Source organism: Streptomyces rubradiris, assembly GCF_016860525.1.
Taxonomy (GTDB): domain Bacteria; phylum Actinomycetota; class Actinomycetes; order Streptomycetales; family Streptomycetaceae; genus Streptomyces; species Streptomyces rubradiris.
On sequence record NZ_BNEA01000015.1, the window covers coordinates 1107097 to 1133370 of the forward strand.

Consider the following 26274-nt stretch of genomic DNA (forward strand, 5'->3'; position numbering starts at 1 on the left):
ATCACACTCAACGAGGAGAACAACGTGACGGGGACAAACCCGATGCTGGCGGAGGACTCTTGGGGGCGCCCCGCCGTCGCGCGGATCGACAACTGGATGCTCGGGGAGACAGAAAACTTCGAGTTCGACCGGGAGCTGGCGCGGAAGCTCCTGTATTCGGCACCGTGGTTGAAGGACATGGTCGAGATCAACGGCCAGTACCGTCCTCGCGTCGTCCTCGTTCTCGCTCGTGACTTCGGCATCACCCAGTTCGCCGACCTGGGATGCGGGTTGCCGCCCAGGTGGAGCCGGGCACGGAAGCGCTACGAGCCTGGGGCCCCCGTGTACGACGCCGCGAGCGCCGTACACGACGAGCCCCGGGTCGTTTACGTCGACAACGACCCAACAGTGTGCGGGCACGCCCGCACGGTGCTGGACGAGTACCCGACGACCGCGGCCGTCGAATGCGACATCCGCGACGTCGACAGACTGCTCGACCACCTCGGGAACGCCGGTCTGGACCGGGGTGCGCCGATCGCCGTTCTCCTCCACGACCTGCTGCCGTGGCTGAACGACGCGGAGGCACATCTGGTGATGGCGACGCTGCGGGAGTGGTTGCCGGCGGGCAGCGCCATCTCCGTCACCCATGCCACTGCGGACTGGGCACCCGAGACGATGCAAGAACTCGTCGGCCACTACGCGGCAGCCGACATCTCGTACCGGCCGCGCTCGCTCGGCGAGATCACCGACCTGCTGGGCCCGTGGGACCTTCTGCCGCCGGGCATCGTCCTGACCGGCCAGTGGCGGCCGACCGAGGAGGCCGGGCTGCCCCCCGGGGAGCACTCCCACGCCTACGCCGCCGTGATCACCAACGGGGCGGCGCCGGTACGCGACCCGTGCAGCCCCAGCCCCCGGGCCCTGCCGACCGAGAGCACAACGCCTTCCGGCGCCTATCCGGTCACGGCCCCATGAGCCCACCCGGCTCGGGATGGGCCCGCCTCCGCCAGACGACGACCGGGCCCATCCCGGCCCCGCAACTGCGCGTGCAGAACCTGCAAACGGCGTGCACGAGCTGACCACCGATCACCACCGCCGCCGTGCCGATGGTGCCCTGGTACCAGTCGGCCCCAAGCAAGGAGGACTGCTCCATGGATCGGTACTTACCCCGCCGCGAGCGGCTGCTGACGTCGTCCAGACCCATGGCGGACTTCGAAGTCACAGCTGCGAGCGGACCCTGGCTCCACCGTGCCGACGGCCGGCGGGTCTTCGACGGATCGAGCGGTCTCCTGTGCGCGAACGTGGGGCAGAGCAGCCCCAAGGTCCTCGTTCGGGTCGAGGAGCAGTTCTTCCGTTACTCGTTCGGGGGCGCCGCCGTGGTCCAGCCGCATGTCCAGATGGAGTTGATGGATCGCCTGTGCCGTGCCGTGGGGCGCCCGCAGGACTCCGTCGCTCTGACCACATGCGGAACGCTCGGCGTGGAGGTCGCCGTGGGCCTGGCCCGGAACATCACCCGGGTACGCGGCAAGGGAAAGCGGCGGGGGGACATCCTGACGTCCACCCTGAGCTACCACGGGAACAGCGCGCTCACCCTCGCGCTCGCCGGGAACCATGCCCGTCGGCCCCGTCCGGAGGATGGGCTCGGTCTCGGTCCGGCCTTTCCCGCGCCCTACCCGCCGACGCACGGCCATGAGGGGCGGGCGTGCGATGCCTCGTGTGCCGACGAAGTGGCGACCGCGATCGACAGCAGGGGTGCGGAGAACGTGGCCGCGGTTCTGATCGAGCCCGTCAACGGCACGACCGGTGGTGCCTACGTGCCGCCCGACGGATACCTGCGACGTGTCTCGGAGATCTGCCGGGAGCGGGAAGTCCTTGTCATCCACGACGAGGTGCTGACCGGGCTGTGGCGCACCGGCACCCCCCTGGCCAGCACCCACTGGGACGGTGCCGAACCGGACCTGTGCATCCTGTCCAAGGGCCTGGGAGCCGGGTACACCGGGGTCGGCGCCGTGCTGGTGTCGCCCGAGATCGCGCCGCTGCTCCGGCACACGGAGGCGGACCCGCTGCCGGCGATGGGCACCATGGCCGCGCACCCGCTCCAGGCGGCGGCCTGCCTCGGCGTCCTGGACGAGCTGGAGTCCATGGACCTCGACGCCTTCACGGCCCGCGGGGTACGGCTCGGGGAGTCCCTGCGGGCCCTGACCGGGCTGGGGCCGGTGCGGGAGGTGAGGGGCCTGGGGCACCTGTACGGGGTCGAAGTCGAGCCCGGCCTGCTCTGGCCCCTGATGGAGGAGGCCGAGAAGCGCGACGTCTTCTTCTACCCGTTCACCGGAGCCGGTCACCCGCGCAGCGAGGGCCTGGTCGTCGCGCCTCCGCTGACCTCGACGGACGAGGAGATCACCTTTCTGACCACGGCGCTTTGCGATGCGGTGAGCGCCCTGGGCTGATACGGCCAGCCCGGCTCTACCGGCCGGCACCGGCATCACCCAGGCGCCGCATCGAGCACCCGGCGGCATCCCGCCGCCGCTGCAACGAGGCGAGCAACGCCCTCGTTGACCACCAATCACCTGTTCTTCCGGACTGCCGTGCGCGGACCGCGCGCAGGCTGCTGCCATCGAGGAGGACCATCGTGTTCCTGCCCCACCCCGTGTGTGACTCGCTGACCCCCGAACAGGTCCGTATGTGGGACGCCCACTTCTCCCCCGAGGCCGGCGGGCAGCGTCGCCCGGCCATCGAGGAGGGAATCTGGAGGCGCACCCAGGAGCCGGGCAACCGGGAGCTGTCCGGGTGGACCGAGGAGGAGTCCGGGCGCCGGCGCGTCGTGCACTACCGGCTCCACTACGGCCTTGACCGGACCCAGCCGATGGAGCGCCTGGTCCTGGAGGACCTGTACCTGTTCGTGTCGTGGCTGGCCCCGGCCGCCGAGATCGAGGCCCACCGGCGTGACCTGGACAAGTGGCTCGCCGACGGCCGGTGGAAGCCCGCCGGGGAGGACGGTTCCTGGCGCCGCGGCGACCTGCGCGTCACGATCAACGAGTACGCCGTCCACCCGCAGGACGAGCGCGCCGACCGGGACACCCCCGAGGGGTTCGCGTCGGTCGACGTCACGATCCACTCCGAGGACTACACCCTCACCCGGGCCGCGCGGAACCTTCCGTGGGACGTGCTGGCGGGCGGCATGCGGGTCAAGGAGCAGCGCGGGAACCCGACCTACGCCGACGACCTGTCCGGTCTGCTGGACCACCTGCCGTTCGTCGTGGAAGCCGGGTGCGGCACCAGCATCGAAGCCGGCATCCCGCCGCTGCACTGGCTGCACGAGGTCTACCGGGTCACCGCCCGCACGGGCAACGACCTCACCCAGGGCTACGCCTTCACCCTCGCCCCGGCCGACGACATCCTGGTCAAGGAGGTCCTGACCGACACGGCCCGCAAGGTCGACGACATGGTGAGCATGTTCCGCACCGTGGTCCTCGCCGAGCCGACCAGCGCGCACCGCGTCCTGAAGGCACTCCACGACGCCGGCCACATGGTCGGCCCCGTGGCCACCCACAACTTCGACCGCCTCTTCGCCAAGGCCGGGCTGCCGGAGGCGTTCATGCGCCGCTACGACCAGCGCACCCCGCACATGCCCTTCCCCGACGAGGCCAAGGCCCTGCTCGTCATCGGCCTGCACGCCGACCGGCGCGCGGTCCAGGCCCGCGCCCGCGAGCGCGGCCTGCCGATCTTCTACCTGGACACCGAGGGCGTCACCGAGAACGGCGTCCACAAGCCCTACCTCATCGAGGGCGCCCGGGAGGGCGACATCGTGGTCCGCTCCGAGGCCACCCCCGCCCTGCTTCACCTGGCCGAACTCCTCAACGTGCACATCTGACCGAAACCGGGGCGCGTCCGGCCCCGGCCCCGCACCGCTAGCTTCCGGGGGCACATCGAGCACGGTGTGCCCCCTCCCAGACAAGGAACTGCAATGCGCCTTTCCGTGATCGGCTGTGGCCACCTCGGCATCCCGCACGCGGCGGCGATGGCCGAACTCGGCCACGAGGTCATCGGCGTCGACGTCGACCAGGCCAAGGTCGACCGGCTCAATACCGGCTCGTGCCCCATCTACGAAGCCGGCCTGCCCGAACTGCTCGCCCGCCACACCGCAAGCGGGAGCTTGCGCTTCACCACCAGCATCCGCGAGGCCGCCGACTTCGCCGACCTGCACTTCATCGGCGTCGGCACCCCCATCGACGCCGACGGCCGCTCCTACGACACCGCACAGGTCTACGGTGCCATCCGGCAGCTCGCCCCCCACCTGAACCGGCCGTGCACGATCGTCGGGAAGAGCACGGTCACCGTCGGCACGACCAGCCAGATCACCGCTCTCGCCCAGCGCCTGGCCCCCGTCGGCACATCCGTCGACGTCGTGTGGAACCCGGAGTTCCTTCGCGAAGGCCATGCCGTCCAGGACACACTGCGCCCGGACCGCATCATCGCCGGTGTCACCACCATCGAGGGCGAGAAAGCGGTCCGGGCCGTCTACGCCCCCATCCTGGACGCCGGTGTCCCCCTGTTCGTCACCGACCCGCCAACCGCTGAACTCGCCAAGGGGGCCGCGAACACCTTCCTCGGCCTGAAGATCTCCTACATCAACGCCGTCGCCGACATGTGCCAGGCCGCGGGCGGCGACATCTCCCAGATCGTGGACATCCTGGGGATCGACCCGCGCATCGGCAGCGGCGGCATGCGGCCGGGCCTCGGATACGGCGGAGGATGCCTCCCCAAGGACATCCGCGCCTTCACCGCCTCCGCCCGGCAGCTCGGCGCCGACCAGGCCGCGACTCTCCTGCGCGCCGCCGAGAAGATCAACGAAAGCCGCACCGACGTGGCCATGGGCTTCATCACCCAGGCCCTGGCCGACCGCCCCGTCCAGGGGACGCGGGCCACCGTGTGGGGCGCCGCCTTCAAGCCGGGCACCAACGACGTCCGCGAGTCCCCGGCCCTCTCACTCGCCCACGCCCTGCGGCAGGCCGGCGCCAACGTCACCGTCCACGACCCGCAGGCCGTGGCCACGGCCATGAGGCGTAGCCCCGAGTTCGACTACACCGACGACCTCGCCGCCTCCGTCGACGGAGCCGACCTCATCGTCCTGGCCACCGAGTGGCCCGAGTACCAGCAGGCCGACCCCCAGGCCCTCGTGGACCGCCCCGCCACCCCGCTGCTCGTCGACTGCCGCACCACCCTCGACCCTGACCCGTGGCGGACGGCCGGCTGGACCGTCCACCAGCTCGGCCGCCCCGGGAAGTAGCCGCATACCCAGCCGTGGGACACCCGCGCGGGTGTCCCACCCACCGCATCCCCATGGAGCCGACCATGACCACCAGCATCGCCCGCCACCACCTCGGCGACCTGGCCGATTGGCATCTCACCGACGACCTGAACCACTTCCTCACCCGGGCCGAGCCCTTCATACAGTCGCGGCCCGTACTGCACACCCTCCCATTGACGCTGACGGAGACAGTGCGGATGTGCGGACCGCACGCCTACGGGCCCGAGACCCCCCTCCTGGGCCTGCTGGAGCACGCGGGCACAGTCCGGGCCACCCTCTTCCACGCGCCGCCGCACCGCATGAACCTCACCCCCCTCACAGCCGAGGAAGCCGACACTCTCGCCCTCCACCTGGCTGACCTCGGCCACCGGCTCCCCGGCGTCTACGCCGACCACGACACCGCCACGGCGTTTGCCACCGCCTGGCACCGCCACACAGGCGCCCTCCGGACACTCCACGAGCGGCAGTGCCTGTACCGCCTGGGCACCCTGACCCCACCACGGCCGTTGCCGGAAGGCCGTGCCCGCGTTGCCAACGAAGGGGACCGGGAGAAAGTCGCGCGCCTGTACCGGGACTTCGCCCAGTCCATCGGCGAACCGCCCACCAGGGAGCCCTTGCAGTGGGCGGACACGCGCATCGCCTTCGGAGGAGTCACGTTGTGGGAAGCCCCGGACGGCACCCCCTTGGCGATGGCTGGCACCAACCCGATGGTCGCGGGCCAGATCCGTCTGTCCATCGCCTACACCCCCGAGCCTCTACGAGGCCGCGGCTACGCCGGAGCCGTGATCAGCGAGGTGACGCGCGCTGCTGTGATCGCTGGTGCGCAGGACGTGCTCCTCTTCACCAATCTGGCCAACCCCACCAGCAACGCCCTGGTGCAACGGCTCGGGTACCGTCCCGTCGCCACCTTCGCCCTGTACGACTTCTCACCCGCCGATGCCTGACAGCCGGTGATCAGCAGCCGCGCCGGCACGGTCCGGCGCATGCTTCCGGTCGCTCTGAGCGAACCCGGGGAGCCGCCACCCGGCCGACGAGTCACTGGGATCCGCCGCATACCGTCCGCGGCCCGCATCGCGGCGAGTACGGCGAACCTCCGTCGGCGCCGACCGAATCCGGTCTACCGTGTCGCGGATGAAAGCTCTGATCATCGGCGGCAGCGGCTTCCTCGGGACCGAACTGGTCCAGCAAGCGACAGCGGCCGGGCACATCACGGCAGCCACGTACGCCACCAAACCCGGCGACGCCTCCCAGGCGGTCTGGTACTCCCTTGACCTGCGGGATCACGAACGACTGGACGCCGTCGCGGCCGAGGTAAGCCCGGATGTCGTCGTGAACACATCGAGCGGCGGTGCCGACTGGGCCGTTACCGCGGAGGGCCCCGCCCGACTCGCCCGGGCGGCGGCAAAGCACGGAAGCCGCCTGGTCCACGTGTCCAGCGACGCGGTTTTCTCCGGCGCCCGAGTCACCTACGACGAGACCAGCCTCCCGGACCCCGTCACTCCGTACGGAGCCGCGAAGGCGGCGGCGGAGACCGCGGTCCTCGCCGTGAATCCGCAGGCCGCTGTCGTCCGCACCTCGTTGATCATCGGCCACGGGCGCTCCGTCCATGAGCAGGTCGTGTACGGCCTCGCCGCCGGCACCCGCCACGGTGTCCTGTTCACCGACGATGTCCGCTGCCCAGTGGACGTCTCCGACTTGGCCGCCGCCCTTCTGGAACTCGCGGTCCGCGATGACGCGCACGGTGTTCACCATCTGGCAGGCGCCGACGCTGTGAACCGTCACGAGCTTGGCGTCCTGATCGCCCAGCGCGACGGGCTCGATGCCTCCCGGCTGCCCGCGGGTCTCCGGGCAGACAGCGATCTTCCGGGGGCGCTCGACGTGCGTCTCGACAGCCGCGCCACCCAGCGCAAGATCCGCACCACGCTGCGCGGCGCCCGCCAGTTCCTCACCAGGAAGGGTTGAGGAGGAGCCGTCCGACAGCTGCTGGCCAAGCGCGATGGACTGTACGCCGGATCCACCGTCTGCAGGACGAGATAGAGGGCTGAGGCCCCATGTCCACGCAGACGCGGGCAGATGAGCAATCGGTGGTGGCTGTCAGCGGAGCGCGGCGAAGATGGCTGCGGCGACCGCGGAGCCGAGGATGGTGCCGGCGATCACCTGGGCGGGGGTGTGGTCGCGCAGCGCGACGCGTGACCATCCGACGACGGCGACCAGGGCGTAGCCGCACAGGGCCCAGGGGCCGTAGGTCTGGGCGAGCATGATGACGGCGCCGGCGGAGACGGCCTGGTGCACGGATATCTTCCAGGTCAGCGTGACCAGGGCGAGCGCAGCGAGTGTGGCGATCATGCTGGCGACCAGGGCGATCAGGGCGCGGGGGGCGTGCAGGGTGGCCATGAGGGTGAGGCAGGTCAGCACGGAGGTGAGGATGACCGCCATTACCAGCAGCCGTGCCCGTTTCGCGCCGACGTTCCTGTCGCCCCATCGGCCCTTCTTGATGCCGTGGTCGATGAACAGGATGGGGATGACCGCGGCGAACACCACCGCGACGAGGCTCCACGTCAGGCCGCTCCAGCGGTCGACGTGCCAGCCGATGGCGAGGCAGACGATCACGATCCACGTCTTGGGGTGGAGCCGGTCGCTGATGGTCCGGGCGATGTCCTGGCGGGTGGTCGGTGCTGTCGACGTGAGGCTCATGCGGGCTGCTTCCGGGTCTGGTCCTGGAGGTGGGCGGCCTCGGCTCGGGCGAAGGCCGCGACGCTGGGACAGCGGTCGAAGGCGGCGCTGACCTGGCAGGTCCACCGCAGTTCGGCCGCCGGGCTCAGGCCGTCACTGCCCGAGCGGGGGTGCTCGCCCTTGTAGGGGGCGGAGGAGGAGGCGATGAGCACGGCGGTCTTCAGCCAGGCGGCCTCGGCGACGGCGGAGCGCGCCCGTGGCGGGTAGCCGGCGCTCCTCGCCATATCCAGGGCGCGGTGCTGCAGGTCGGCGGGGACGTATTCGCGCAGGGTGAGGGTGGCGTCGCTGATCTCCACGAGCCGGCGGTGGAGCAGCAGGCGGGTGCGGGCTTGCCCGGGGTTGATGGGCAGCACGACGGACGGCACGGCGTCGGTCAGGGTGCGCCAGAGGGGATCGAGCCGTGGAAGGGCCCGTCGCTGCCGCAGGGCGGTGGCCGCGACGGACAGGGGCGAGAGGCAGCTGCCGGCCGTGATAGCGGCGATGGCGGCGACCTTCAGGGTGGTCGATACGGCGTCCGCACGGTGGACGTCGGCTGCCGTGGCGTCGCCGGTGGCGATGTGGGCGAGGTGAACGAGGCGCTGCAGGGCATACAGGACACCGATGGCGCCTCCGAGGCTGAGCAGGCTGTGCCCGGCGCGGATCCACCGGTCGCGGGCGTGGCGGGCCGCGTGGAGGAAGAGGACGGCCGTCATCGTCATGGCGCAGCCGATGTACAGGGTGAAGACGCCGACGTGCAGCAGTGCCCACCGGGAGGTGTCGTGGGCGAAGACGATGGCGTCGGGGACTCGGGCGTCGTCGGGGGCCAGGGCGAATGCGGCAGGCATGAGGAGCAGGCACGCGGCTTCGAGCCCGTGGCGGGAGCGCTGGAGGAACCCTTGGGGGCGGACCACGGCGATCACGAATTCCAGGACCGCCGCGGCCGAGATCAGCCCGAGCATGTGCTTGAGCAGGTAGGCGGTGCTGGCGATGCCAGTCACGGAGTCGAAGCGCGCCGAGACTGCGGGCACCTCCAGGGTCATCGCCGCGGCGAGGCTGAGGAAGGCCAGGGAGATGGCCCGCTGCTTGCGGGAGTGGCGCAGCGAGGGTGCCCTCCACAGAGCCACTGCCCACAGCATGGTGGCGACAAGGATCTGGTGGCTCATCGGCAGTTCCTTCGCGGATGGGCCATCGTGGCGTCCACGCGGTCCAGCAGACCGTGCGGAGAGGCGGACGGCGCGGTTGGCAGCTGGTCCACGATCTCGTCGAGGATGGTCGCCGTCAGTTCGGCGTCGTGTTCCTGGTCAGTGGAGTAGTTGGTCCGGCCGAAGACCGCGCTGATGCGGGACGGCGCGATCTCCGGCGGCAGGGCCGCCAGCAGGCTCGACACGGCGGAGCTGCCCTTGTGGTCGAGCAGCATGTGCGCGATCTCGTGGAAGACGACCTGCTGGCGGTGGCGCTGGCTGGTGGCGGCGATGTGCCAGATGTGGTCCTCGTCGGGATAGGCGACCCACAGGCCGCACGGCAGCCGCAGCCCGTCACTGTCCGGCAGTTCCCGAAGGACCAGCTGCCGGCCGCGCTGCGCCGACAGCGCCTCGCAGAACGACTCGATCGTGAAGGGCCGTTGCACCCGCACGCCCCGCAGGGCGTCCTCGCATACGCGCCACAGCCGGGACTCGTGCTCCCCCAACCCCGTTACGCGGGCGCGCTTTTCATGCCTCCGGCGAAGAAACATGGGTGGTCCTTAACTGCACGGAACTGGATTATCTGCTCAGGGCGGTGACCGGCGCACAGGCGTCCACAGGGCTCTCGGTCCAGCGGTCCACGGAGCAACTCCGGGCGGCGCTACACCCGCAGGGCACCACGGCCCGGCCACGAATTGGTGAGCCAGTCGATGCCTGTGCGCACGTAGCGGGTCAGCGACCGAGAGGCGAACGTTCGGTCCGTTTCCTCCGTCGCCTGGCGGGCGGTGGAAGGGGGTCAGACGGCTGACGAGAAACGGGCGGCTTCATATAACGCACGTACGCGCCACATGACTTGACCGCCTTCCTCTTCCTCGGAATTCCCCAACTTCTCCCCCCGGAGAGAATCTTAGGCGCATCACCCCACCCCGCGCAGGGGCAAGATCACGTAAGGGGAACTGACAGTTCCCCTTACGCTGTACAATGCGAGTACGGTTGAACGTTGAACCAAGATACAGGACGATCGGTCCGTTACAGCCCGACATTTCGCCCTGTTAACCTTCCCGGCGGGGGAAAGCCGCCAAGAGGTCACCACCAGCTGTGACCTATATCTCAAGACCGACGAGCTATGCCTGAGACCAACTCCCCTGACCTCGCGCCGCGCACGACGATTACGCGGATTCTGCGCCATGCCCGGCGTCGCATCGATCCTCACGACATTCCGGGGGCCGCCGCGCTTCTGGGCCCGCATAGCGGCCCCGGCCTCACACAGGATGCGGTTGCCCAACTTCTCGGCGTGTCCACGAAGTGGTACCGGAACCTGGAACTGGGCAAACCCCGAACCTTCTCCAAGACGCTGCTGGAGCGGGTGCGCCGCATCCTCGCCCTGACCGAGGACGAGTGGGAGACCGTCTGGCAGCTGACGTACGGCAGACCGGCGCCCGACGCCGGTGAAGAGGGAGCGCCCGCCCGAAGGCCGGCCCGCCAGACGCCTCCGCCGGCGGTGCGGCGGTTCATCGAATCGCAGCCCTGGCCCGCATATCTGCGGGACCGCCACTGGGAGGTCTCGCTCTTCAACCGTGCGGCGGGCCGCGATTTCCCGTGGATGCTCTACGGGACGAATGTGGCGGTCTGGGTTCTCACTTACCCGGAGGCTCGCACCCAGCTCATCCGCTGGGAGGAGGACTGGGCGATTCCGATGATCGCCGAACTGCGGCTGGAGGCCGAGCGGCGGGGCAACGACCTCGGGCTTCAGGCCGTCATTCGGACGGTGCAGAATGACCCCACAGCCCGCAGGCTGTGGGATTCCCCCGACCTGCCAGCCGTCTCCCATCCCAGCGCCGCACAGCCTCGCGCGCTGTATCTGCCGCGACAGGGAACGAGAGAATTCCTGGTCAGTGTTCTGACGATGAGGGTCGAGGACATGCCGTCCTATCGGCTGACCGTCATCCTTCCGGCTCGGGACACACCGTCTGCGCCGGCATCAACACGAGCGCCAACGCTACGGGCGACAGGGGTGAAGCAGTCTTCCTGACGGCGCTCTCCCTCAGTCCGCATCGAGCCCTTCGGCCTTGCGGGCGCTATTGATGACAGCAGCGACCATTCGCATGCTGTCCGCGGAAAGCTCGCCGGCGCGGGCGAAGACATCCTGAACGCCGGCTTTCTCCAGTACGTCCAGGAGTTTCAGGCCGGCCACGACGCGGTCCACATCCGCGCCGCTCATCTCCTTGGAGAAGTAGTCCTTCTGAACCCCGAAGTGGGCCGCCAGGAGTTCAACCGTCTTCAGTGTGGGATTCTGCTTCGAGCCCTGCCTGAGCTGACGGATGGCGCTTTCCGAGATTCCGGTGGCGCCAGCCACCTCGGCAACGGTGTAGGGGCGGCCGGTTTCCGGGTTCTCCACACCGGCGAACAGGGCGTTGAGCCGCACCTTCACCCTGCCGGCCTCCAGAGGCACGTCCATGCCAGCACCGCGGACTGTCTCCGACACGGCCGCCTCACCTCCGATCACAGCGTCGCTGCGCAGTGTACTCAAGTGCGGATTCCGCACGCCACCCCACCCCAGGCCAGCACTTTAGTGTTGACAAGGCCCTGACGTCTCGCCGTAGAGTCGCCCCACCCGTCAACACTTAAGTGCTGACGACCAGGTCAGAAGGGGTCTTCATGTTGGTCACCCGCCGCGAGGGGGCCGCGTCCGGGCCATGCCGTGATCCGCACGCCCTGCACGCACACTTCATCCCTCGTCACGCTGTGCAACTAGTACAGAGTTTAAGAGTCAAGTCTGGACCTTGACGCGGGTCCGTGCGTATGTTCGTCGTCCCCCGGGCAGCCCGCCTGGGGCACCCGCGAACGCGAGGAACGCGGCGGGTACCGACCAACTCCCGCAGGTCCGCATACAGCGACGGCGCCCAGGAGCGGCTACTCCAGGACGCCGAACGCGTAGCGGCACGTACCGCCCTGGGGCGGGCCCGGCTAGGCCCGACGGGGCGGAGATTGCCCACCATCACCACGCTGATCCCTTTCCACGGGGCGCGTCAGCGCGGCAACACTGCAAAGGGGATTCTCGCATGCCTCCCGCCCTGCGCAAAAGGCCCGGACATCCGGCCGGCGCGGCAGCCACCTCCTCCTCGACATCCCACAGCATCGTCACGCTCAGTGACAGCTCGGCGTCCCCGCAGCGACGCTCGAACCGTGCGGCCGGGGGTGGCCGATGAGTGTCAATGCCCGCGAGTGGGTGTGGGAGCACAGCTCCAGCCGGGGCACCGCACGGCTGGTCCTGCTGTCGATCGCCGACCGGGTCGCGGACGGCAAGTGCGTCGCCTGGGCGTCGGTGGCGAGCCTGGTGGAGCGAACGAACGCGAGCCGTACTGCGGTGCGGGACGCGCTGGTCGCGCTCGACAAGAGCGGCGAGCTGAAGGTCCTCAGCCACCTGGAGGGCCCGCAGCGCACCACGGTCTACCGGCTGCCCCGGGCTGCCGCGTGGCTGGCCAAGGTCGCCGCAGCCAGGCGCGAGGACCCCGAGGCGTACGTCGAGCCTCCGACCGACTCCGACCCGGTGCCGGAGCTGGACGACGACGATGAGAAGGACCTGCGGCGGTACGGGATCTGGCCGAAGAAGGGTACGGAATCCGACCCCTCCCGCCGGAATCCGGCCGGTACGGAATCCGACCCCTCCCGACGGAATCCGACCCCTCGACGTGCCGGAATCCGACCCCACCACGGTACGGAATCCGACCCCCAGAACCGTAGAGAACCGAAGGTGAACCGTAAAGGCAGCAGTAGTGGTGCTGCCGTCACCTCGGCTACCGACTGGCAGGTCGACCCAGCCAGCCACACCTGGGCCCGCCAGGAAGGTCACCTCGACCGCCTCGGCGAGGAGGGCCTGCGCGCCGCCGACGCCAAGTGGCGCGCCCACCGTGCCGGGCACGCACCCCGAGCGGCGGCTGCCTGGGCTGCCGACTGGCGGGCCTGGATCGCCCGAGAGCACGCTCCGGTCCGCCCGAACCTCTACGCCCTGCCCGGTGGCGGGTCCGCCCCGGCGGGCGGCATGACCCGCTCCGAGGCCCACACCGCCGCCCTGCTGGCCGCCCTCAACGAGCCGATGCCGACCGGAACGGAGTAGCCATGGACCGCCGCGAAATCGCCGCCCTGCTGGCCTACATCGGCCGACTCGACCCCCGCACCATCCGCACCGACCACGCCGAGGCCCGCGACCAGCTCGCCCAGTGGCACGAGCTGCTGGAGGACGTGCCGCTGGCCACGCCGCACGGCTGGGACGCCTGCGTCGTCGCCCGCCGACACATCCGCGTCTCGCCGTACCAGATCCTGCCCGCGGACATCGCCCGCCCGTGGGAGAACTACAAGCGCGACCGCCTGCACCGGCACACCGACCCGATCCCGGTGGCCGACCCCGACGACCAGGCGGCCTGGACCGCCGAGCTGGTCGGCACCCGCCACGCCGTCGCCACCGGCACCGCACAGCCCGTGGCCTACCAGCAGCTCACCGAAGGCCGGACCAACCCCAGGCTGAAAGCCCGGCTGAAGCAGGTCGGCTCCTACATCCCGCCGGAGGCCCGCGCCGCCCTCGCGCCCTTCCGCCGCGCCCGCGCGGCCCACGAAGAGGCCCTCGCCCAGGGCCGACCCGACGCGCTGTCGGTGCCCTGCGACTGGTGCGAGGCACCGGTCGGCGAGCCCTGCCGCCGCCGTCGGATCGACCCCGACGGCTTCGCACGCGGCAGCGCACTTCGGGAGAAGCCGCACCCGGGCCGCAAGGACCTCGCCGCCGCCCAGCACCGGCAGCAGACCGCGACGGCCTGACCGGCCCGCACGTGGTGCACCACCGCCTGGTGCACCCGCGCGACACCATCGTCCCGCCCCTGCCGCGGCGCCCCTGCCCGGTGCCACGGCAGGCGCCCGACGCCGCGTCCGCCCACCACCATCCCTCCGACCGGCCGACGCGGCAGCACACCGGAGACCCTCTTGCGCCACATCACCACCCACACCTCGCCGGCCACCGGCCTGCGCGGCATCGGCGACACCAGCTGGCAGCCCCACGGGGTGTGCCACGGCATGGACCCCGAGGACGCCGACGCCACCTTCTTCCCGCTGCCCCGCGACCACGAGGCCATCGCGGACGCCAAGGAGCTGTGCGGCCCGTGCCCGGTCCGCCGCGACTGCCTCAACTACGCCTTGGAGAACGACCTGAAGGAAGGCATCTGGGGCGGGCTGACGGAAGCCGAGCGCCGGCCCTGGCACGACGGACTGCCCCGCCGCCTCGACTACCGCCGCGTGGCCGCCTTCTTCAACGGCCGCGACGTCCACCTCACCGACGCCGAGCGGCAGGTCGTCATCGACCACGCCTACGTCCGCGGATGGCGCCCCGACCGGCTCGCCCCCGCCCTGCAGATCAGCACCAAGCACGCCCGGGACCTGCTGCGGCAGGCCGCCAACAGGGTCTTCGACCGCGACCGCACCCTCGGCGTGCCCCGGCGGAAGAACCCCGTCAAGAAGACCACGGTGGCCCGGCGGCCCCGGCCCGCGACCGCACCGCCTTCCACGCAGCAGCCCTTGGCCCGCCCGGCGACGCCCACTCCGGCGCACGCCCCTGTCGGAAAGGCCGCATGACCCAGCACGTCCTGTCCCTCGGTGCCGGCACCGACCCCTCCCTCCTCCTCACTCTCGGCATCCCCGGCGCCGCCACCGCCCTGGCCCTGACCGGCTGGGCAGCCCGGCGGGCACGACGCTCGCAGAAACGATCCAGCAACAAGGCGGTGGTGGCCGCCGCCCTGGCCGCGCTCGGCTGCACCGCCTACAGCGCCGACACGAGCTGGCGCTTCGCCGCCGACTACCTCGACGTAGCCGGCACCGCCGAACGCGCCGGGATGTTCGCCGCCGCGGAACTCGGCTTGTTCGCAACCGCCCTGATGGCCCGGCAGAACCTGACCACCCAGGGCACGCCCGGCATGCCGGGCACCCTGGTCTGGGTCATCAGCGGCGTACAGGTCATCCCCGCCTATGCCGAGAGCGGGGTGGTCGGCGGCACCGTCCGCGCCTTCGTCGGCCCGGTCATGGCAGGCATGCTCTGGCACCTGGCCATGGGTATCGAGCTGCGCCTGCGCACCCCCGGAGCCGCTTCCAAGGGCCTGGTCGCCACCCTCGGACGGGAAGCACGCGAGCGGCTGCTGTCCCGTCTCGGGATCGCCACCCGGGACCGCGACGCGGCGCAGATCACCCGGGACCGCGCCACCATCCGCGCCGTGGACCTCGCCACCCGGCTCGCTGACCTCAGCACCGAGCAGCGGCAGAGCCGACGGGGCCGGCGCCTGACCCGGCGGCTGTCGAAAGCGATCGGCCGGGCCTCGGTCGGCACCGACCCCGACCAGCGCGCCGAACTACTCGCCCAGCTCGCCGCCCGCCGCAACGCCCTCACGCTCGCCACGGTCCCGCTCGCCTCCCCCTGGTCGCCGGGCCCGACCGGGGAGATGGCCACCGTGGTCCCCGCAGCAAACCGCCAGAGCAGCCCGGCCCCCGGCGGCGGTCCCCGCACTGACACCGGGGAGACCGGAGGCCGCGAACAGCAGGCTCAACAGGGACCGGGCAGCGAAACCGCCAAGCAGCACGAGGGATCCCCACCCCACCACGCGGGGACCGACCACGGGGACCGGGGACCGGGGACCGACCACGGGGACCGGGGACCGGGGACCGACCACGGGGACCGGGAGCCGGGGACCGACCACGGGGACCGGGGACCGGGGACCGACCACGGGGACCGGGAGCCGGGGACCGACCACGGGGACCGGGGACCGGGGACCGACCACGGGGACCGGGGACCGGGGACCGACCACGGGGACCGGGGACCGGGGACCGACCACGGGGACCGGGAGCCGGGGACCGACCACGGGGACCGGGGACCGGGGACCGACCACGGGGACCGGGAGCCGGGGACCGACCACGGGGACCGGGGACCGGGGACCGACCACGGGGACCGGGGACCGGGGACCGACCACGGGGACCGGGGACCGGGGACCGACCACGGGGACCGGGAGCCGGGGACCGACCACGGGGACCGGGAGCCGGGGACCGACCACGGGGACCGGGGACCGGGGACCGACCACGGGGACCGGGGACCGGGGACCGACCACGGGGACCGGGAGCCGGGGACCGACCACGGGGACCGGCACAGCAAACACGTACGCCGGTCGCCGGCTTCGAAGGGAAAGGGGCGGGCGAAGCGGAGTGGCGGGTCCCGCGGGCCGCAAGCGCAGCGTCCTCCTCGGGCGCCTGAGGAGGACGTCGACCAGCTGGTCGAGCTGATCCGTCCCCACGTGCCTGCCCTGCTCGACCGGGACGGCAACGACACCGTGACCCGTGTCCAGCTCCGGAAGATCCTGCGGGACCAGAACCTGCCCGGCCTCAGGAACGACCGCATGAGCTTGGTCCTGGCGGCTCTGCGCAACCAGAACAGCACGACGGCAAGGAGTACCAGATGAGGACGTGCCCGCAGTTCGCGGCGATGCGTGCGGAGTACGAACGGGAGATCGGCTATCTGAGCGCGCACTCCCAGCGGCATGCCGGCAAGTCGTCGGCGAAAGCCAGCGCGACGTACGCGAAGTCAACGAAGGCGCGGATGGCCCGGGTGCTCAGCGGCCATGTCGCTCGCTGCCCCGAGTGCGGCTGACCCGCCCGATCCCGCGGGTCCCTTCCCTCGATCATTCGCGGTGGTCCGGCCGTATGCCGGGCCACCGCCCCGCGCACCGAAAGGCACGACGTGATTCCCCGTCCTGCTCCCGCTCCCCAGGACGTGGCCGCTGAGGCGGCTGCCTGGGCCACCGTCCTGGTCCGCCGACACCTCGTCCACGCCATGGTGGGCCTGCCGACCGGCGGGTGGCTCGTCCAGCACGAGCCGCACGGTCCCGTCCGGCTCCTCGACGGACCGGCCGACGTCCTCGGCCTGGCCGCCGCCATCCAGCGCCGGCTCCGCGCAGCGAGGCCCGAAAGCCGATGACGAACCCGATCGAGAACGGCTCCGCCCCGAATCCCGCTCGGGACCTCAACTCGGTCTCGGCGCGAGCAAGTTGGGGCGGAAGCGTAGCTTCCGCCGAACCCGCCCCCGAGGGGGCGGGAGGGGACCTGCACCGGGGGGCGCAGGTCCTGGTGGCTTCGACCGGGGGCGGATCGAAGCCGGGGCAGGAGGAGAAGCCGACCGAGCGCCGCAGTCGCCGTGAGCGCGCTGTCCGCGCCCGTCAGCGTCCGCGTCAGCCGCCCGAGAAGAAGCGCCTGCACCAGCCCAACACCCGTTTCAACGACGAAGAGTTCGATCTGATCAAGTCCGCCGCCGCCCGGTGCAACCTGTCCGTCGCCGGGTTCCTCGCCCGTTCCGCGCTCGCCGCCGCCCGTGATCTCGACCGCACCAGCGCCGAGATCGCCGACGAACGAGAAGTGATCACCGCCCTGTTCGACAGCCGGCGCAAGCTCGGCTGGGCCGGCAGCAACCTCAACCAGGCGGTCAAGGCCCTCAACTCCGGCGCCGAAGCCCCGCAGCTCCAGACGGCCATCGCCGCCGTCCGCCGGGCGGCCGAGACCGTCCACGCCGCCGCCACACAACTGATCGAGCAGCGCACGTCGTGATCCCCAGCGTCAACGAGTCCGGCTCCCGGACGATCGGCCTGCTGGCCTACCTCTACGGGCCCGGCAGGCACGAGGAGCACACCGATCCGCACCTCGTGGCCTCGTTCGACGGCATGTCCCCCGACCCCGGCCGCGACCCGGCCGCCACCCTCAAGGACCTCCAGCAGCTCCTCGACCAGCCCGTCATGGCCCTCCCCCGGCACGCCCGTCCCGCCAAGCACGTCTGGCACACCTCCGTGCGCGCGGCGGCGGACGACCGGATCCTCACCGACGAGGAGTGGGGCGAGATCGCCCGCCGGATCGTGGCCGCCACCGGTATCGATCCCGGTGGCGGCCGGCCCGGCTGCCGCTGGGCCGCCGTCCGCCACGCCGACGACCACATCCACATCGTCGCCACCCTGGTGTGCGAGGACGGCAGCCGCCCCGACGACTACCGCTCCGGCAGGCGCGCCCAGGCCGAGTGCCGCCTGATCGAGAAGGAGCTGGGGCTGCACCAGGTCGCGCCCGGCGACGGGACCGCCGCCCAGCGGCCCACCAGCGCCGAGCGGCACAAGGCCGAGCGCCAGGGCCGCGAACGCACCGCCCGCGAGGAACTGCGCGAGACCGTACGGCGCGCGGTGGCCGGTGCGGCGGGTGAGGAGGAGTTCTTCGACCGGCTGGCCGCCGCCGGCCTGCTCGTGCGCAAGCGCACCGCGCCCTCGGGTGACCTGCTCGGCTACAAGGTCGCCCTGCCTGATGACCGCAACAAGGACGGCGAGCCGGTGTTCTACCCCGGCGCGCGTCTGGCCCCGGACCTCTCCCTGCCCCGGATCCGGGAACGCTTCACCAGCGCCCTCGATGACGGGCAAGGCGCCACGCCCGTCGAGCCGCCCTCGCCTACGGGGCCGGGCGGCCCGTCCGCCGCCCGCCGCCGGACGGCTTCGGCGGCTTGGCAGGCGCTGCTCGTCATCGAGCAGGAGGACGACGCGGTCGCCGCCGCGTACATCGCCTCGGCCGGCGAGGTCCTGGACGCGCTCGCGAAGACCTCCGCCGCGCACACCCGCGCCAAGCTGCGGGAGGCCGCCATCGCCTTCGAGCGGGCTTCCAGGTCGCACGTGCGGGCCGAGCGTGGTCACGACCGGGCGTTGCGGCAGGCCGCCCGTGACCTCGTCCAGGGCGGTCCTGCGCTCGGCCGCGGGGAGGACGGGGCGACCACCGCGATGGTGATCGACATGCTGTTCTTCCTTGTCACCGCTGCCTTCCACTGGCACGCGAAGAAGGGCCACGCTCAGCAGGCCGCCGCCGCCCGCCAGGCCGCCGAGCACCTGCGTGCCGCCTACCAGGCCGCCGCCGCCCAGCCGCTGGGCGCCCTCTATCAGCGCGGCCGGCGCTTGGGCCGCCCGCTTCTGCAGCGGCAGGCGGCCGTCCTGCGCCAGGCCGTGCCCCAGCTGGCGGAGCAGATTCTGGCCGAGCCCGGCTGGTACGCGCTCGCCGCGACCCTCGCCGACGCCGAAGCCGCCGGTCATGATCCCGCCGCGCTCCTCGCCGACGCCGCCGGGCGCAGGGAACTCGACACCGCCGAGTCCGTCAGCGACGTACTGGTGTGGCGCCTGCGCCGCAGCTCCGACCTGCCCGCCGACACCAGCAACACGGTGGTCGCCGACCGCCGTACCGGACGCACCGCCGGCCGCACCACCGGCCAAGCTCATACCCGGGCCGGATCCGGGCGCGGCCGGTGACTACGGCCTCGGGGAACATCGGTACAGCCGTTAACGCTAAGCCGGTGATCATGGCCTCTACCACGGGCGGCAGGCCCGGCGACGAGGTTCGGCGGAAGATCCCTGAGCGCCTGTGGGCGCAGATAGCTTCGCGTCCATGCCAGTGGAGTTCCTGACCGACGAGCAGGCGGCGTCGTACGGCAAGTTCAATGACGAGCCGACCCGGCCTGAGCTGGAGCGGTTCTTCTTCCTGGACGACGAGGACCGCAAGCTGATCGCGAAACGGCGCGGGGACCACAGTCGACTCGGGTTCGCTCTCCAGATGTGCACCGTGCGCTACATCGGCCGGTTCCTCCCGGACGACCCGCTGGACGTGCCGTGGGTCGTAGTCGAGCACCTGGCCGTGCAGCTCGGCATCGAGGACGTCTCGTGCGTGAAGCGGTACACCGAGCGCAAGCCGACGCCGTACGAGCACGCGTGGGAGATCCGGGACGCCTACGAGTACCGCGAGTACGAGGATGCGGAGTGGTCGCGCCGGTTCCGTACGTTCCTGCACGGGCGGGCGTGGACGCACGCCGAGGGGCCGGTGGCGCTGTTCAACCAGGCGGTGGGCTGGCTGCGCCGACACCGGGTGCTGCTGCCTGGGGTGAGCGTGCTGGCCCGGCAGGTGTCGGAGGCCCGGAAGGTCGCGGAGAAGCGGCTGCACGCCACCGTCGCGGGCGCGGCCCGCCGCGCCGACCCGGCGCTGCCGGGCGAGTTGGTGGCGACGTTGAAGACGCCGGAGGGCTCGCGGTTCTCGGAGCTGGAGCGTCTGCGCCGGCCGCCGACGCGGACGACCGGGACGGCGTTCGCCCGCGCGCTGGAGCGGGTGGACGAGATCGGCGCGTACCGGCTCGGGCGGCTGAGGCTGTCGCAGATCCCGCCGAACCGGATGGCGGCGCTGGCCCGGTACGCGCTGGGCTCGAAGGCGCCGCTGCTGGAGCGGGCGGCGGAGCCCAAGCGCACAGCGATGCTCACCGCGGTGATGCGGCACCTGGAGGCGAAGGCCATCGATGAGGCCCTGGACCTGTTCCAGGTCCTGATGGCCACCCGGCTGCTGAACGCCGCGAAACGGAAGACGGAGAAGGAGCGGCTATCGACGCTGCCACAGCTGGAGAAGGCATCGCGCACGCTCGCACGGGCCGCGAAGGTGCTGTTCGAGGAGCTGGAGCTGGTCGAGGAGCAGGAGGCGGACCTGGACGTGGCCGCGCTGTGGGCGGCGGTGGAGGAGGTCGCCCCGCGCGCCGCCGTGATGAGCGCGGCGGCCACCGTGGTGACCCTGGTGCCCGAGGATGAGAACACGGCCGACGTCGCAATGCGGGCCGCGCTGGCGACCCGGTACGCCACGGTCCGCCCGTTCCTCGCGTTGTTGGGCGAGTCGAAGGCGCTGGACGCGGCAAGTGCCGGGAAGCGGGTCCTGGCCGGGGTCCGGGGCCTGCCGGCGCTGGCCCGGCGGAAGGTGGGCGTCAAGCCGCTGCTGCCGCGGGAGGTGGACGACAAGCTCGTGCCGCCCGCGTGGCGCAAGGCGGTGTACGCCAACCCTGATCTGCCGCAGGGAGCGGTGGACCGGGACGCGTACGTGGTGTGCGTGCTGGAGCAGCTGCACCGGGCCCTGAACAACCGCGACGTCTTCGCCTCGCCCTCGCACCGCTGGTCCAACCCGCGGGCCCGTCTGCTGGACGGGCCCGACTGGGACGCCGTCGAGGAGGACGTCCTGGCGGCCCTGAGCCTGAACATGCCCGTCCAGGAGCACCTGGCGGAGCTGGTGCGGGGCCTGGACGCCGGGTGGAAGCAGCTCGCGACACGCCTGGAGGAAGCAGGGCCGGCGGCGAAGGTCTCCATCGAGGTGCAGGAGGACGGGCGGGTGAAGCTGAACGTCGACAAGCTCGGCGCGCTCGGCGAGCCGAAGTCCCTGACCTGGCTGCGCAAGCGGGTCGAGAAGATGCTCCCGAAGATCGACCTGCCGGACCTTTTGTTCGAGGTGAACGCCTGGACCGGCTTCCTCGACGCTTTTGTCCACCTCGGCGACGGCACCACCCGGATGAAGGACCTGCCCACCTCGGTGGTCGCGCTGCTGGTGTCGGAGGCGTGCAACATCGGCCTGGCCCCGGTGGTGAACCCCGGCTACGAGGCCCTGACCCGGGCCCGGCTCGTGCACGTCGACCAGTACTACCTGCGCGCCGACACCATCGCCGCGGCGAACGCCGCGTTGATCGCTGCCCAGGCCGGCATCCCGATCGTGCGTTACTGGGGCGACGGGCTGCTCGCCTCCGTGGACGGGCTGCGCTTCCAGGTGCCGGTGCGCACCATCAACGCCGCCCCGTCGCCGAAGTACTTCGGGTTCAAGCGGGGCATCACCTGGCTCAACGCCGTAAACGACCAAGTCGCGGGCATCGGGCAGATGGTCGTCCCCGGCACCCCGCGCGACTCCCTGCACATCCTGGACGCCCTGCTGAACCTCGACGGCGGGGTCAAGCCGGAGATGGTGGCGACCGACAACGCCTCGTACTCCGACATGGTGTTCGGCCTGTTCAAGATCCTCGGCTACAACTTCAGCCCCCGCTTCCGCGACCTGGACGACCAGCGGTTCTGGCGGGCCACGATGCCCGGCGTCGAGACCGGCCACTACGGCGCGGTGGAGGACCTGGCCCGCAACCGGGTCAATCTGAACAAGGTGATCACGCACTGGCCGGACATGCTGAAGGTCGCCGGTTCCCTGGTCACCAACCAGGTCCGCGCCTACGACCTGCTGCGCATGTTCGGACGTGACGGGCGCCCGACGCCGCTGGGGGCGGCGTTCGCGGAGTACGGGCGGATCGCCAAGACCGAGCACCTGCTGCGGGTGGTCGACCCGGTGGACGACACCTACCGGCGGCAGATGAACCGGCAGCTCACCGTGCAGGAGTCCCGCCACAAGCTGGCCCGGGACGTGTGCCACGGCAAGCGCGGCACCATCCACCAGGCGTACCGCGACGGCATGGAGGACCAGCTCGGCGCGCTCGGCCTGGTCCTCAACGCCATCGTGCTGTGGACGACGAAGTACATCGACGCCGCCGTCGCCCAGCTCCGCGCCGAGGGCCACGAACTGCGCGACGAGGACATCGCCCGGCTGTCCCCGCTCAAGCACCGCAACCTGAACCTGCTCGGCCGCTACAGCTTCACCGCCTCCACCCCGGCCGCCGGCGCCCTGCGCCCGCTGCGCGACCCGGATACGCCCGAGTTGGACGACGATGACCAGGGTGGGGAGGAGTGATCGGGTCAGCCTTCTTCGGGAGCGTGGGAGCGTGATGCTCCGTCTGCTCGGTAAGGCGGTCGTTCAGGCCCTGGCACTTCAGACCGGTGGGGACTGCGTCGCTTCTCATTCGAGTGATACATCGAGCATAGAGACGAAATGAACCGATCAGGCATGTCCGTGCAGATATAGCCTTGATACGCAATTTCCCCTCTCCCTCTGCAAAGGATCTCTATGTCGACCGCATCAGCTACGGGCAAGCTCCGTGTCGCACTGCTCCAGAGCCTGGGGGTTCCGAGCGACGTCGGCCGGACCCTCAAACGGCTGGAAGGTGCCGCGGGCGAGGCCGCTGCCGCCGGCGCCGACCTACTGGTCACCCCGGAGCTGTTCCTCGGCGGGTACGTGAACGACGTAAGGAGCTGCGCGGCAGAGATTGCATCAGGAGGCTCATCCGCCGGGCGGGTCAACGAGATTGCGGCCGGCAACAAAATTGCGGTGGCCATCGGCTACCCCGAGCTCGACGAAACCGGTAAGAAGCGCCCAGACGGCGACCCGGTTGTGTACAACTCGGTGCGGCTCATCGACTCCACCGGCTCCTCGCTGGCGAACTACCGCAAGACGCACCTCTTCGGCGATTTTGAGAAAAACCACTTTGAGGCCGGCACAAACCTCGTCGTCCAGGCCGACCTGAACGGCTTGAAGCTCGGGTTCCTGATCTGCTACGACGTGGAGTTCCCGGAGACCGTCCGCGCTCACGCCATCGCGGACACCGATCTGCTCGTGGCGCCGACCGCGACGATGGACCCCTACGCGTTCTCCCTCGACCACCTCGTGCTCACCCGTGCCTACGAGAACAACATGTACATCGCCTATGCCAACCGCATCGGCAAGGAGCACCCTAATGAGGGGGAGCTTGAGTACGTGGGGCGCTCCACGCTGGCCGCACCCGATGGCACGGCCCTGGCGCGCGCCGGGCGCGGCGGCAGGGACAAGGTGTCCTCCGGCCGCAGCGAGGAGCTCGTCTTCGGCGATTACGACGAGCTCATCTTCGGCACCGTCGACCGGAACTTCCTGAAAGCCTCCCGCGGCAACAACCCGTACCGGCGGGAACGCAACCCCAAGCTGTACGGCGCTCTGTCCGCAGATGACCCCAACAAAGACCGTCTCTGAAACGGGTCCGAACAGCTTGAGGACAGTGCACCCGGTCCACTCACGGCACAGTGACTACACACGGGAGACAGATGTCGAACGTTCCGACGGAGCTCAAGTACGCCACGTCACACGCATGGGTACGCGATGAGGGCAACGGGCAGTACGCAGTCGGCTTGACGGATCATGCGCAACAGCTGCTCTCAGGCTTGGTCGCCGTTGACGACCTGCCCGAAGTCGGCGCCAACGTCTCCGCAGGTGAAGTTGGCGCGGTGGTTGAGTCGGTCAAGGCGGCCAGCGACATGTACGCCCCCATCTCCGGTGAAATCGTCGCTGTCAACGAAGCTCTGGCCGACTTCCCGGAACTGGTCAACGCTGAGCCTTATGGGGACGGATGGTTCTTCCGCGTCAAGGCATCAGACGCGAACGAATTTTCGAGGCTCCTGGATGCCGACGCCTATGTCGCTTTCATCGACGAGTAGCGGAACCGGCCATGCCGAGAGACCGCCACCTCACAGGAGGGGATGGCCCATTTATCACCGGTGACAGCCAGCTAGCGGTCCAACTCCGATGACAATCGGTCCGGGTTCCTGTCACCGGACGCTCGTTTCCGGAGCAGGGGACGCGCTCCTCCGCTGTCCGCAAACGATCGAATGACGACAGGCGCGGCGGTCGTCCAATGAACCCGGTGATTCCGGGGTCTGACGGCGGCTCCGATCCAATGAGATCCGATGACGGATGACGACAGGGTTAGATGACACCCAAGGTCCGATGCGGCGGCAGAAGCGGGGAAACAGCGTGGCCAATCTCGTCTACAAGCGGGTGTCGACCGACCAGCAGTCCACCGCCCGCCAGGACCTCGTCCTCGCCGAGGCCGGGATCGAGGACCCGGTCGTCTTCGAGGAGGACCCGGGTACCTCCAGCCGCCTCCACCCGCTCCAGCGCCCCAAGTTCGGCGAACTCCTCACGTACGCGCGGCCAGGCGACACCGTGCACATCTCCGAGATGTTCCGCCTCGTACGCGGCAACCAGCACATCCTCGACGTCCTCGAAGTCCTGCACCGCGACCAGCTCGCCCTGCGCATCCACGACGGCGCGTTCTCCGCCATGGACCTCACCGCCCGCCACCCGCGCACCGGAGAACTGCTGTCCACCGTGAAGTTCATGGTGCAGACCCTCGCCGCCGCCGGCGAACTCCAACGCGACCTCCAGCGCGAACTGACCTACGACGGACTGCGCGCCGCCGAGGCCAAGGGCAACAAGGGCGGACGCCGACCCGCCCTCGCGGGCGAAACGATCACTACCGTGCGCACCGCCTTCCTGGCGGGTCGGTCCATCGCCGCCCTGGCCCGCGAGCACAACGTCAGCCGCGGCGCCGTACGCACCGCCGTCGACGACCTCCTGCCGGAGCACGTCGTCGCAGCGGAAGAGACCCCGGCGCCGGAGCTGCCGGTCACCCTCGACATGCCCGGCAAGGTCGCCGACTTCCTCCGGAGCGCCGAGCTGGACGCCGTCGAGCGCACCGCGCTCGACCAGGGCGTGACCGTACGACGCGGCCAGGGGTACACCCTGCGTGTCACCGCCATCCCCTCCGTACACCGCCAGTTCCTCGCCCGCTGTCAGCCCCTCGACGGCGGCCACGGCCTCCCCGCGATCCCTGCCCAGCGCAAGGCCCGCCGCGAGTACGAGAACCGCGTCAGCACGCTCACACCCGGACCATGATCACCGGCTTAGCGTTAACCGCTGTACCGATGTTCCCCGAGGCCGGACTAGGGCTTTTGTGAGTTGAACGGGCCGGATCCTTGGGGGACGATCTTGACGCGAGCAGGACGAAACGCAGGAGGACACCAGGGTGTTTCACCGGATACGACGCCGTAAGCAGGACCCATTCGTCATCGAGGCGCGGCGCCGGCACCAGGAGATGTGGGAGATGGCGCAGCGCATGCCCTGTCCCCCGGCGCCGGCGCCGCAGGCCGGTCCGGTTCCCCCGCAGTCACAGGTTGATGCGGGGGCGTCGGAGCCGGTGGCCGAGGTGGACGACTTCCTTCCCCCGGAGCTGCGGGTGCCCAGCCACGACCAGGTCGACGGGTGGATGATGCCGTGGCCGTGGCCTCTCGTCCTGGACGGCGAGGTCGTCACGTGCACCGGATGCGGCGCCTACCGGGACTGGATCATCATGGCCACCCGCGCCCAGATCTGGCTGCGCTGCCGCGCCGGTCACCAGCAGCAGGAGAGGCGTCTGGACGTCGCCTGGTTCAACCGGCACCCCGGGCCGGCCGCCGACAACACGCTCCTTTCGTTCGAGGACTGCCTGCGCCATCTCGGCCACTGACCCCTTACCCCTACCACCCCACCGGG

General features: G+C 70.7%; 24 protein-coding genes. 20 read left to right on the plus strand and 4 right to left on the minus strand.

Annotated elements, in window-relative coordinates; all coding sequences use genetic code 11:
* Positions 1–24: 24 nt before the first annotated feature.
* The 6 genes from Srubr_RS18095 to Srubr_RS18120 all read left to right on the plus strand — a co-directional run bounded on the left by Srubr_RS18095 (position 25) and on the right by Srubr_RS18120 (position 7246).
* Entirely contained in the window at positions 25–951 is a 927-nt protein-coding gene (locus Srubr_RS18095; RefSeq protein WP_229926420.1) for an SAM-dependent methyltransferase, read from the plus strand.
* A 176-nt stretch (positions 952–1127) separates the two neighbouring features.
* Positions 1128–2423 carry an aminotransferase class III-fold pyridoxal phosphate-dependent enzyme gene (locus tag Srubr_RS18100; RefSeq protein ID WP_189989712.1) on the plus strand — a complete coding sequence of 432 codons (1296 nt, stop codon included), beginning with the start codon at positions 1128–1130 and terminating at the stop codon, positions 2421–2423.
* A gap of 182 nt (positions 2424–2605) precedes the next feature.
* Entirely contained in the window at positions 2606–3847 is a 1242-nt protein-coding gene (locus tag Srubr_RS18105; RefSeq protein WP_189989714.1) for an SIR2 family protein, read from the plus strand.
* A 93-nt stretch (positions 3848–3940) separates the two neighbouring features.
* Entirely contained in the window at positions 3941–5263 is a 1323-nt protein-coding gene (locus Srubr_RS18110; RefSeq protein WP_189989716.1) for a UDP-glucose dehydrogenase family protein, read from the plus strand.
* A 65-nt stretch (positions 5264–5328) separates the two neighbouring features.
* Positions 5329–6228, plus strand: a complete 900-nt coding sequence (locus Srubr_RS18115; RefSeq protein ID WP_189989719.1) for a GNAT family N-acetyltransferase — start codon at positions 5329–5331, stop codon at positions 6226–6228.
* Positions 6229–6415: 187 nt separating this feature from the next.
* A complete protein-coding gene (locus Srubr_RS18120) occupies positions 6416–7246 on the plus strand; it encodes an SDR family oxidoreductase (RefSeq protein WP_189989721.1) in 831 nt (276 codons plus the stop codon).
* A 132-nt stretch (positions 7247–7378) separates the two neighbouring features.
* On the opposite strand, the gene Srubr_RS18125 is transcribed toward Srubr_RS18120, so the two are convergent.
* The 3 genes from Srubr_RS18125 to Srubr_RS18135 are packed head-to-tail and all read right to left on the minus strand — an operon-like array spanning position 7379 to position 9683.
* Complete coding sequence (locus tag Srubr_RS18125; RefSeq protein WP_189989724.1) at positions 7379–7978, minus strand: hypothetical protein; 600 nt, start codon at positions 7976–7978, stop codon at positions 7379–7381.
* Positions 7975–9159, minus strand: a complete 1185-nt coding sequence (locus Srubr_RS18130) for an MAB_1171c family putative transporter (protein ID WP_189989726.1) — start codon at positions 9157–9159, stop codon at positions 7975–7977. The genes Srubr_RS18125 and Srubr_RS18130 overlap by 4 nt, the downstream gene beginning before the upstream one ends.
* Positions 9156–9683, minus strand: coding sequence for a secondary metabolite protein (locus Srubr_RS18135; protein WP_189989728.1), 528 nt, complete (start codon positions 9681–9683; stop codon positions 9156–9158). Before Srubr_RS18135 ends, Srubr_RS18130 begins: the two co-directional genes overlap by 4 nt.
* 620 nt (positions 9684–10303) lie before the next feature.
* Here Srubr_RS18135 and Srubr_RS18140 point away from each other — a divergent pair.
* Complete coding sequence (locus Srubr_RS18140) at positions 10304–11209, plus strand: MmyB family transcriptional regulator (RefSeq protein ID WP_189989730.1); 906 nt, start codon at positions 10304–10306, stop codon at positions 11207–11209.
* 12 nt (positions 11210–11221) lie between these two features.
* On the opposite strand, the gene Srubr_RS18145 is transcribed toward Srubr_RS18140, so the two are convergent.
* Entirely contained in the window at positions 11222–11635 is a 414-nt protein-coding gene (locus tag Srubr_RS18145) for a helix-turn-helix domain-containing protein (RefSeq protein ID WP_189989731.1), read from the minus strand.
* A gap of 747 nt (positions 11636–12382) precedes the next feature.
* Between Srubr_RS18145 and Srubr_RS18150 the strand changes: the two genes are divergently transcribed.
* The 13 genes from Srubr_RS18150 (at position 12383) to Srubr_RS42040 (ending at position 26248) form a co-directional block, all read left to right on the plus strand.
* A complete protein-coding gene (locus tag Srubr_RS18150; protein ID WP_189989733.1) occupies positions 12383–13294 on the plus strand; it encodes a helix-turn-helix domain-containing protein in 912 nt (303 codons plus the stop codon).
* A gap of 2 nt (positions 13295–13296) precedes the next feature.
* Positions 13297–13989 carry a zinc finger domain-containing protein gene (locus tag Srubr_RS18155; protein WP_189989735.1) on the plus strand — a complete coding sequence of 231 codons (693 nt, stop codon included), beginning with the start codon at positions 13297–13299 and terminating at the stop codon, positions 13987–13989.
* Between the two features lie 162 nt (positions 13990–14151).
* Entirely contained in the window at positions 14152–14796 is a 645-nt protein-coding gene (locus Srubr_RS18160; RefSeq protein ID WP_189989738.1) for a WhiB family transcriptional regulator, read from the plus strand.
* Complete coding sequence (locus tag Srubr_RS18165) at positions 14793–16661, plus strand: ICP22 family protein (protein ID WP_203855034.1); 1869 nt, start codon at positions 14793–14795, stop codon at positions 16659–16661. Before Srubr_RS18160 ends, Srubr_RS18165 begins: the two co-directional genes overlap by 4 nt.
* Entirely contained in the window at positions 16658–16849 is a 192-nt protein-coding gene (locus Srubr_RS18170) for a hypothetical protein (protein WP_189989742.1), read from the plus strand. Before Srubr_RS18165 ends, Srubr_RS18170 begins: the two co-directional genes overlap by 4 nt.
* 123 nt (positions 16850–16972) lie before the next feature.
* Positions 16973–17176: a hypothetical protein gene (locus Srubr_RS18175; RefSeq protein ID WP_308439875.1), complete on the plus strand. Its 204-nt coding sequence runs from the start codon at positions 16973–16975 to the stop codon at positions 17174–17176.
* Between the two features lie 149 nt (positions 17177–17325).
* Positions 17326–17799 carry a plasmid mobilization protein gene (locus tag Srubr_RS18180; RefSeq protein ID WP_229926421.1) on the plus strand — a complete coding sequence of 158 codons (474 nt, stop codon included), beginning with the start codon at positions 17326–17328 and terminating at the stop codon, positions 17797–17799.
* Positions 17796–19517, plus strand: coding sequence for a relaxase/mobilization nuclease domain-containing protein (locus tag Srubr_RS18185; protein ID WP_189989745.1), 1722 nt, complete (start codon positions 17796–17798; stop codon positions 19515–19517). The genes Srubr_RS18180 and Srubr_RS18185 overlap by 4 nt, the downstream gene beginning before the upstream one ends.
* Before the next feature lie 136 nt (positions 19518–19653).
* Positions 19654–22788, plus strand: a complete 3135-nt coding sequence (locus Srubr_RS18190; protein WP_189989748.1) for a Tn3 family transposase — start codon at positions 19654–19656, stop codon at positions 22786–22788.
* 213 nt (positions 22789–23001) lie between these two features.
* Positions 23002–23937 carry a carbon-nitrogen hydrolase family protein gene (locus tag Srubr_RS18195; protein ID WP_189989749.1) on the plus strand — a complete coding sequence of 312 codons (936 nt, stop codon included), beginning with the start codon at positions 23002–23004 and terminating at the stop codon, positions 23935–23937.
* A gap of 71 nt (positions 23938–24008) precedes the next feature.
* Positions 24009–24398, plus strand: a complete 390-nt coding sequence (gene gcvH, locus Srubr_RS18200) for a glycine cleavage system protein GcvH (protein WP_189989751.1) — start codon at positions 24009–24011, stop codon at positions 24396–24398.
* A gap of 316 nt (positions 24399–24714) precedes the next feature.
* On the plus strand, positions 24715–25638 hold the full coding sequence (locus Srubr_RS18205; protein WP_189989753.1) for a recombinase family protein: 924 nt from the start codon (positions 24715–24717) through the stop codon (positions 25636–25638).
* Positions 25639–25939: 301 nt separating this feature from the next.
* Entirely contained in the window at positions 25940–26248 is a 309-nt protein-coding gene (locus Srubr_RS42040) for a hypothetical protein (RefSeq protein ID WP_373313336.1), read from the plus strand.
* The last annotated feature ends 26 nt before the right edge of the window (positions 26249–26274 follow it).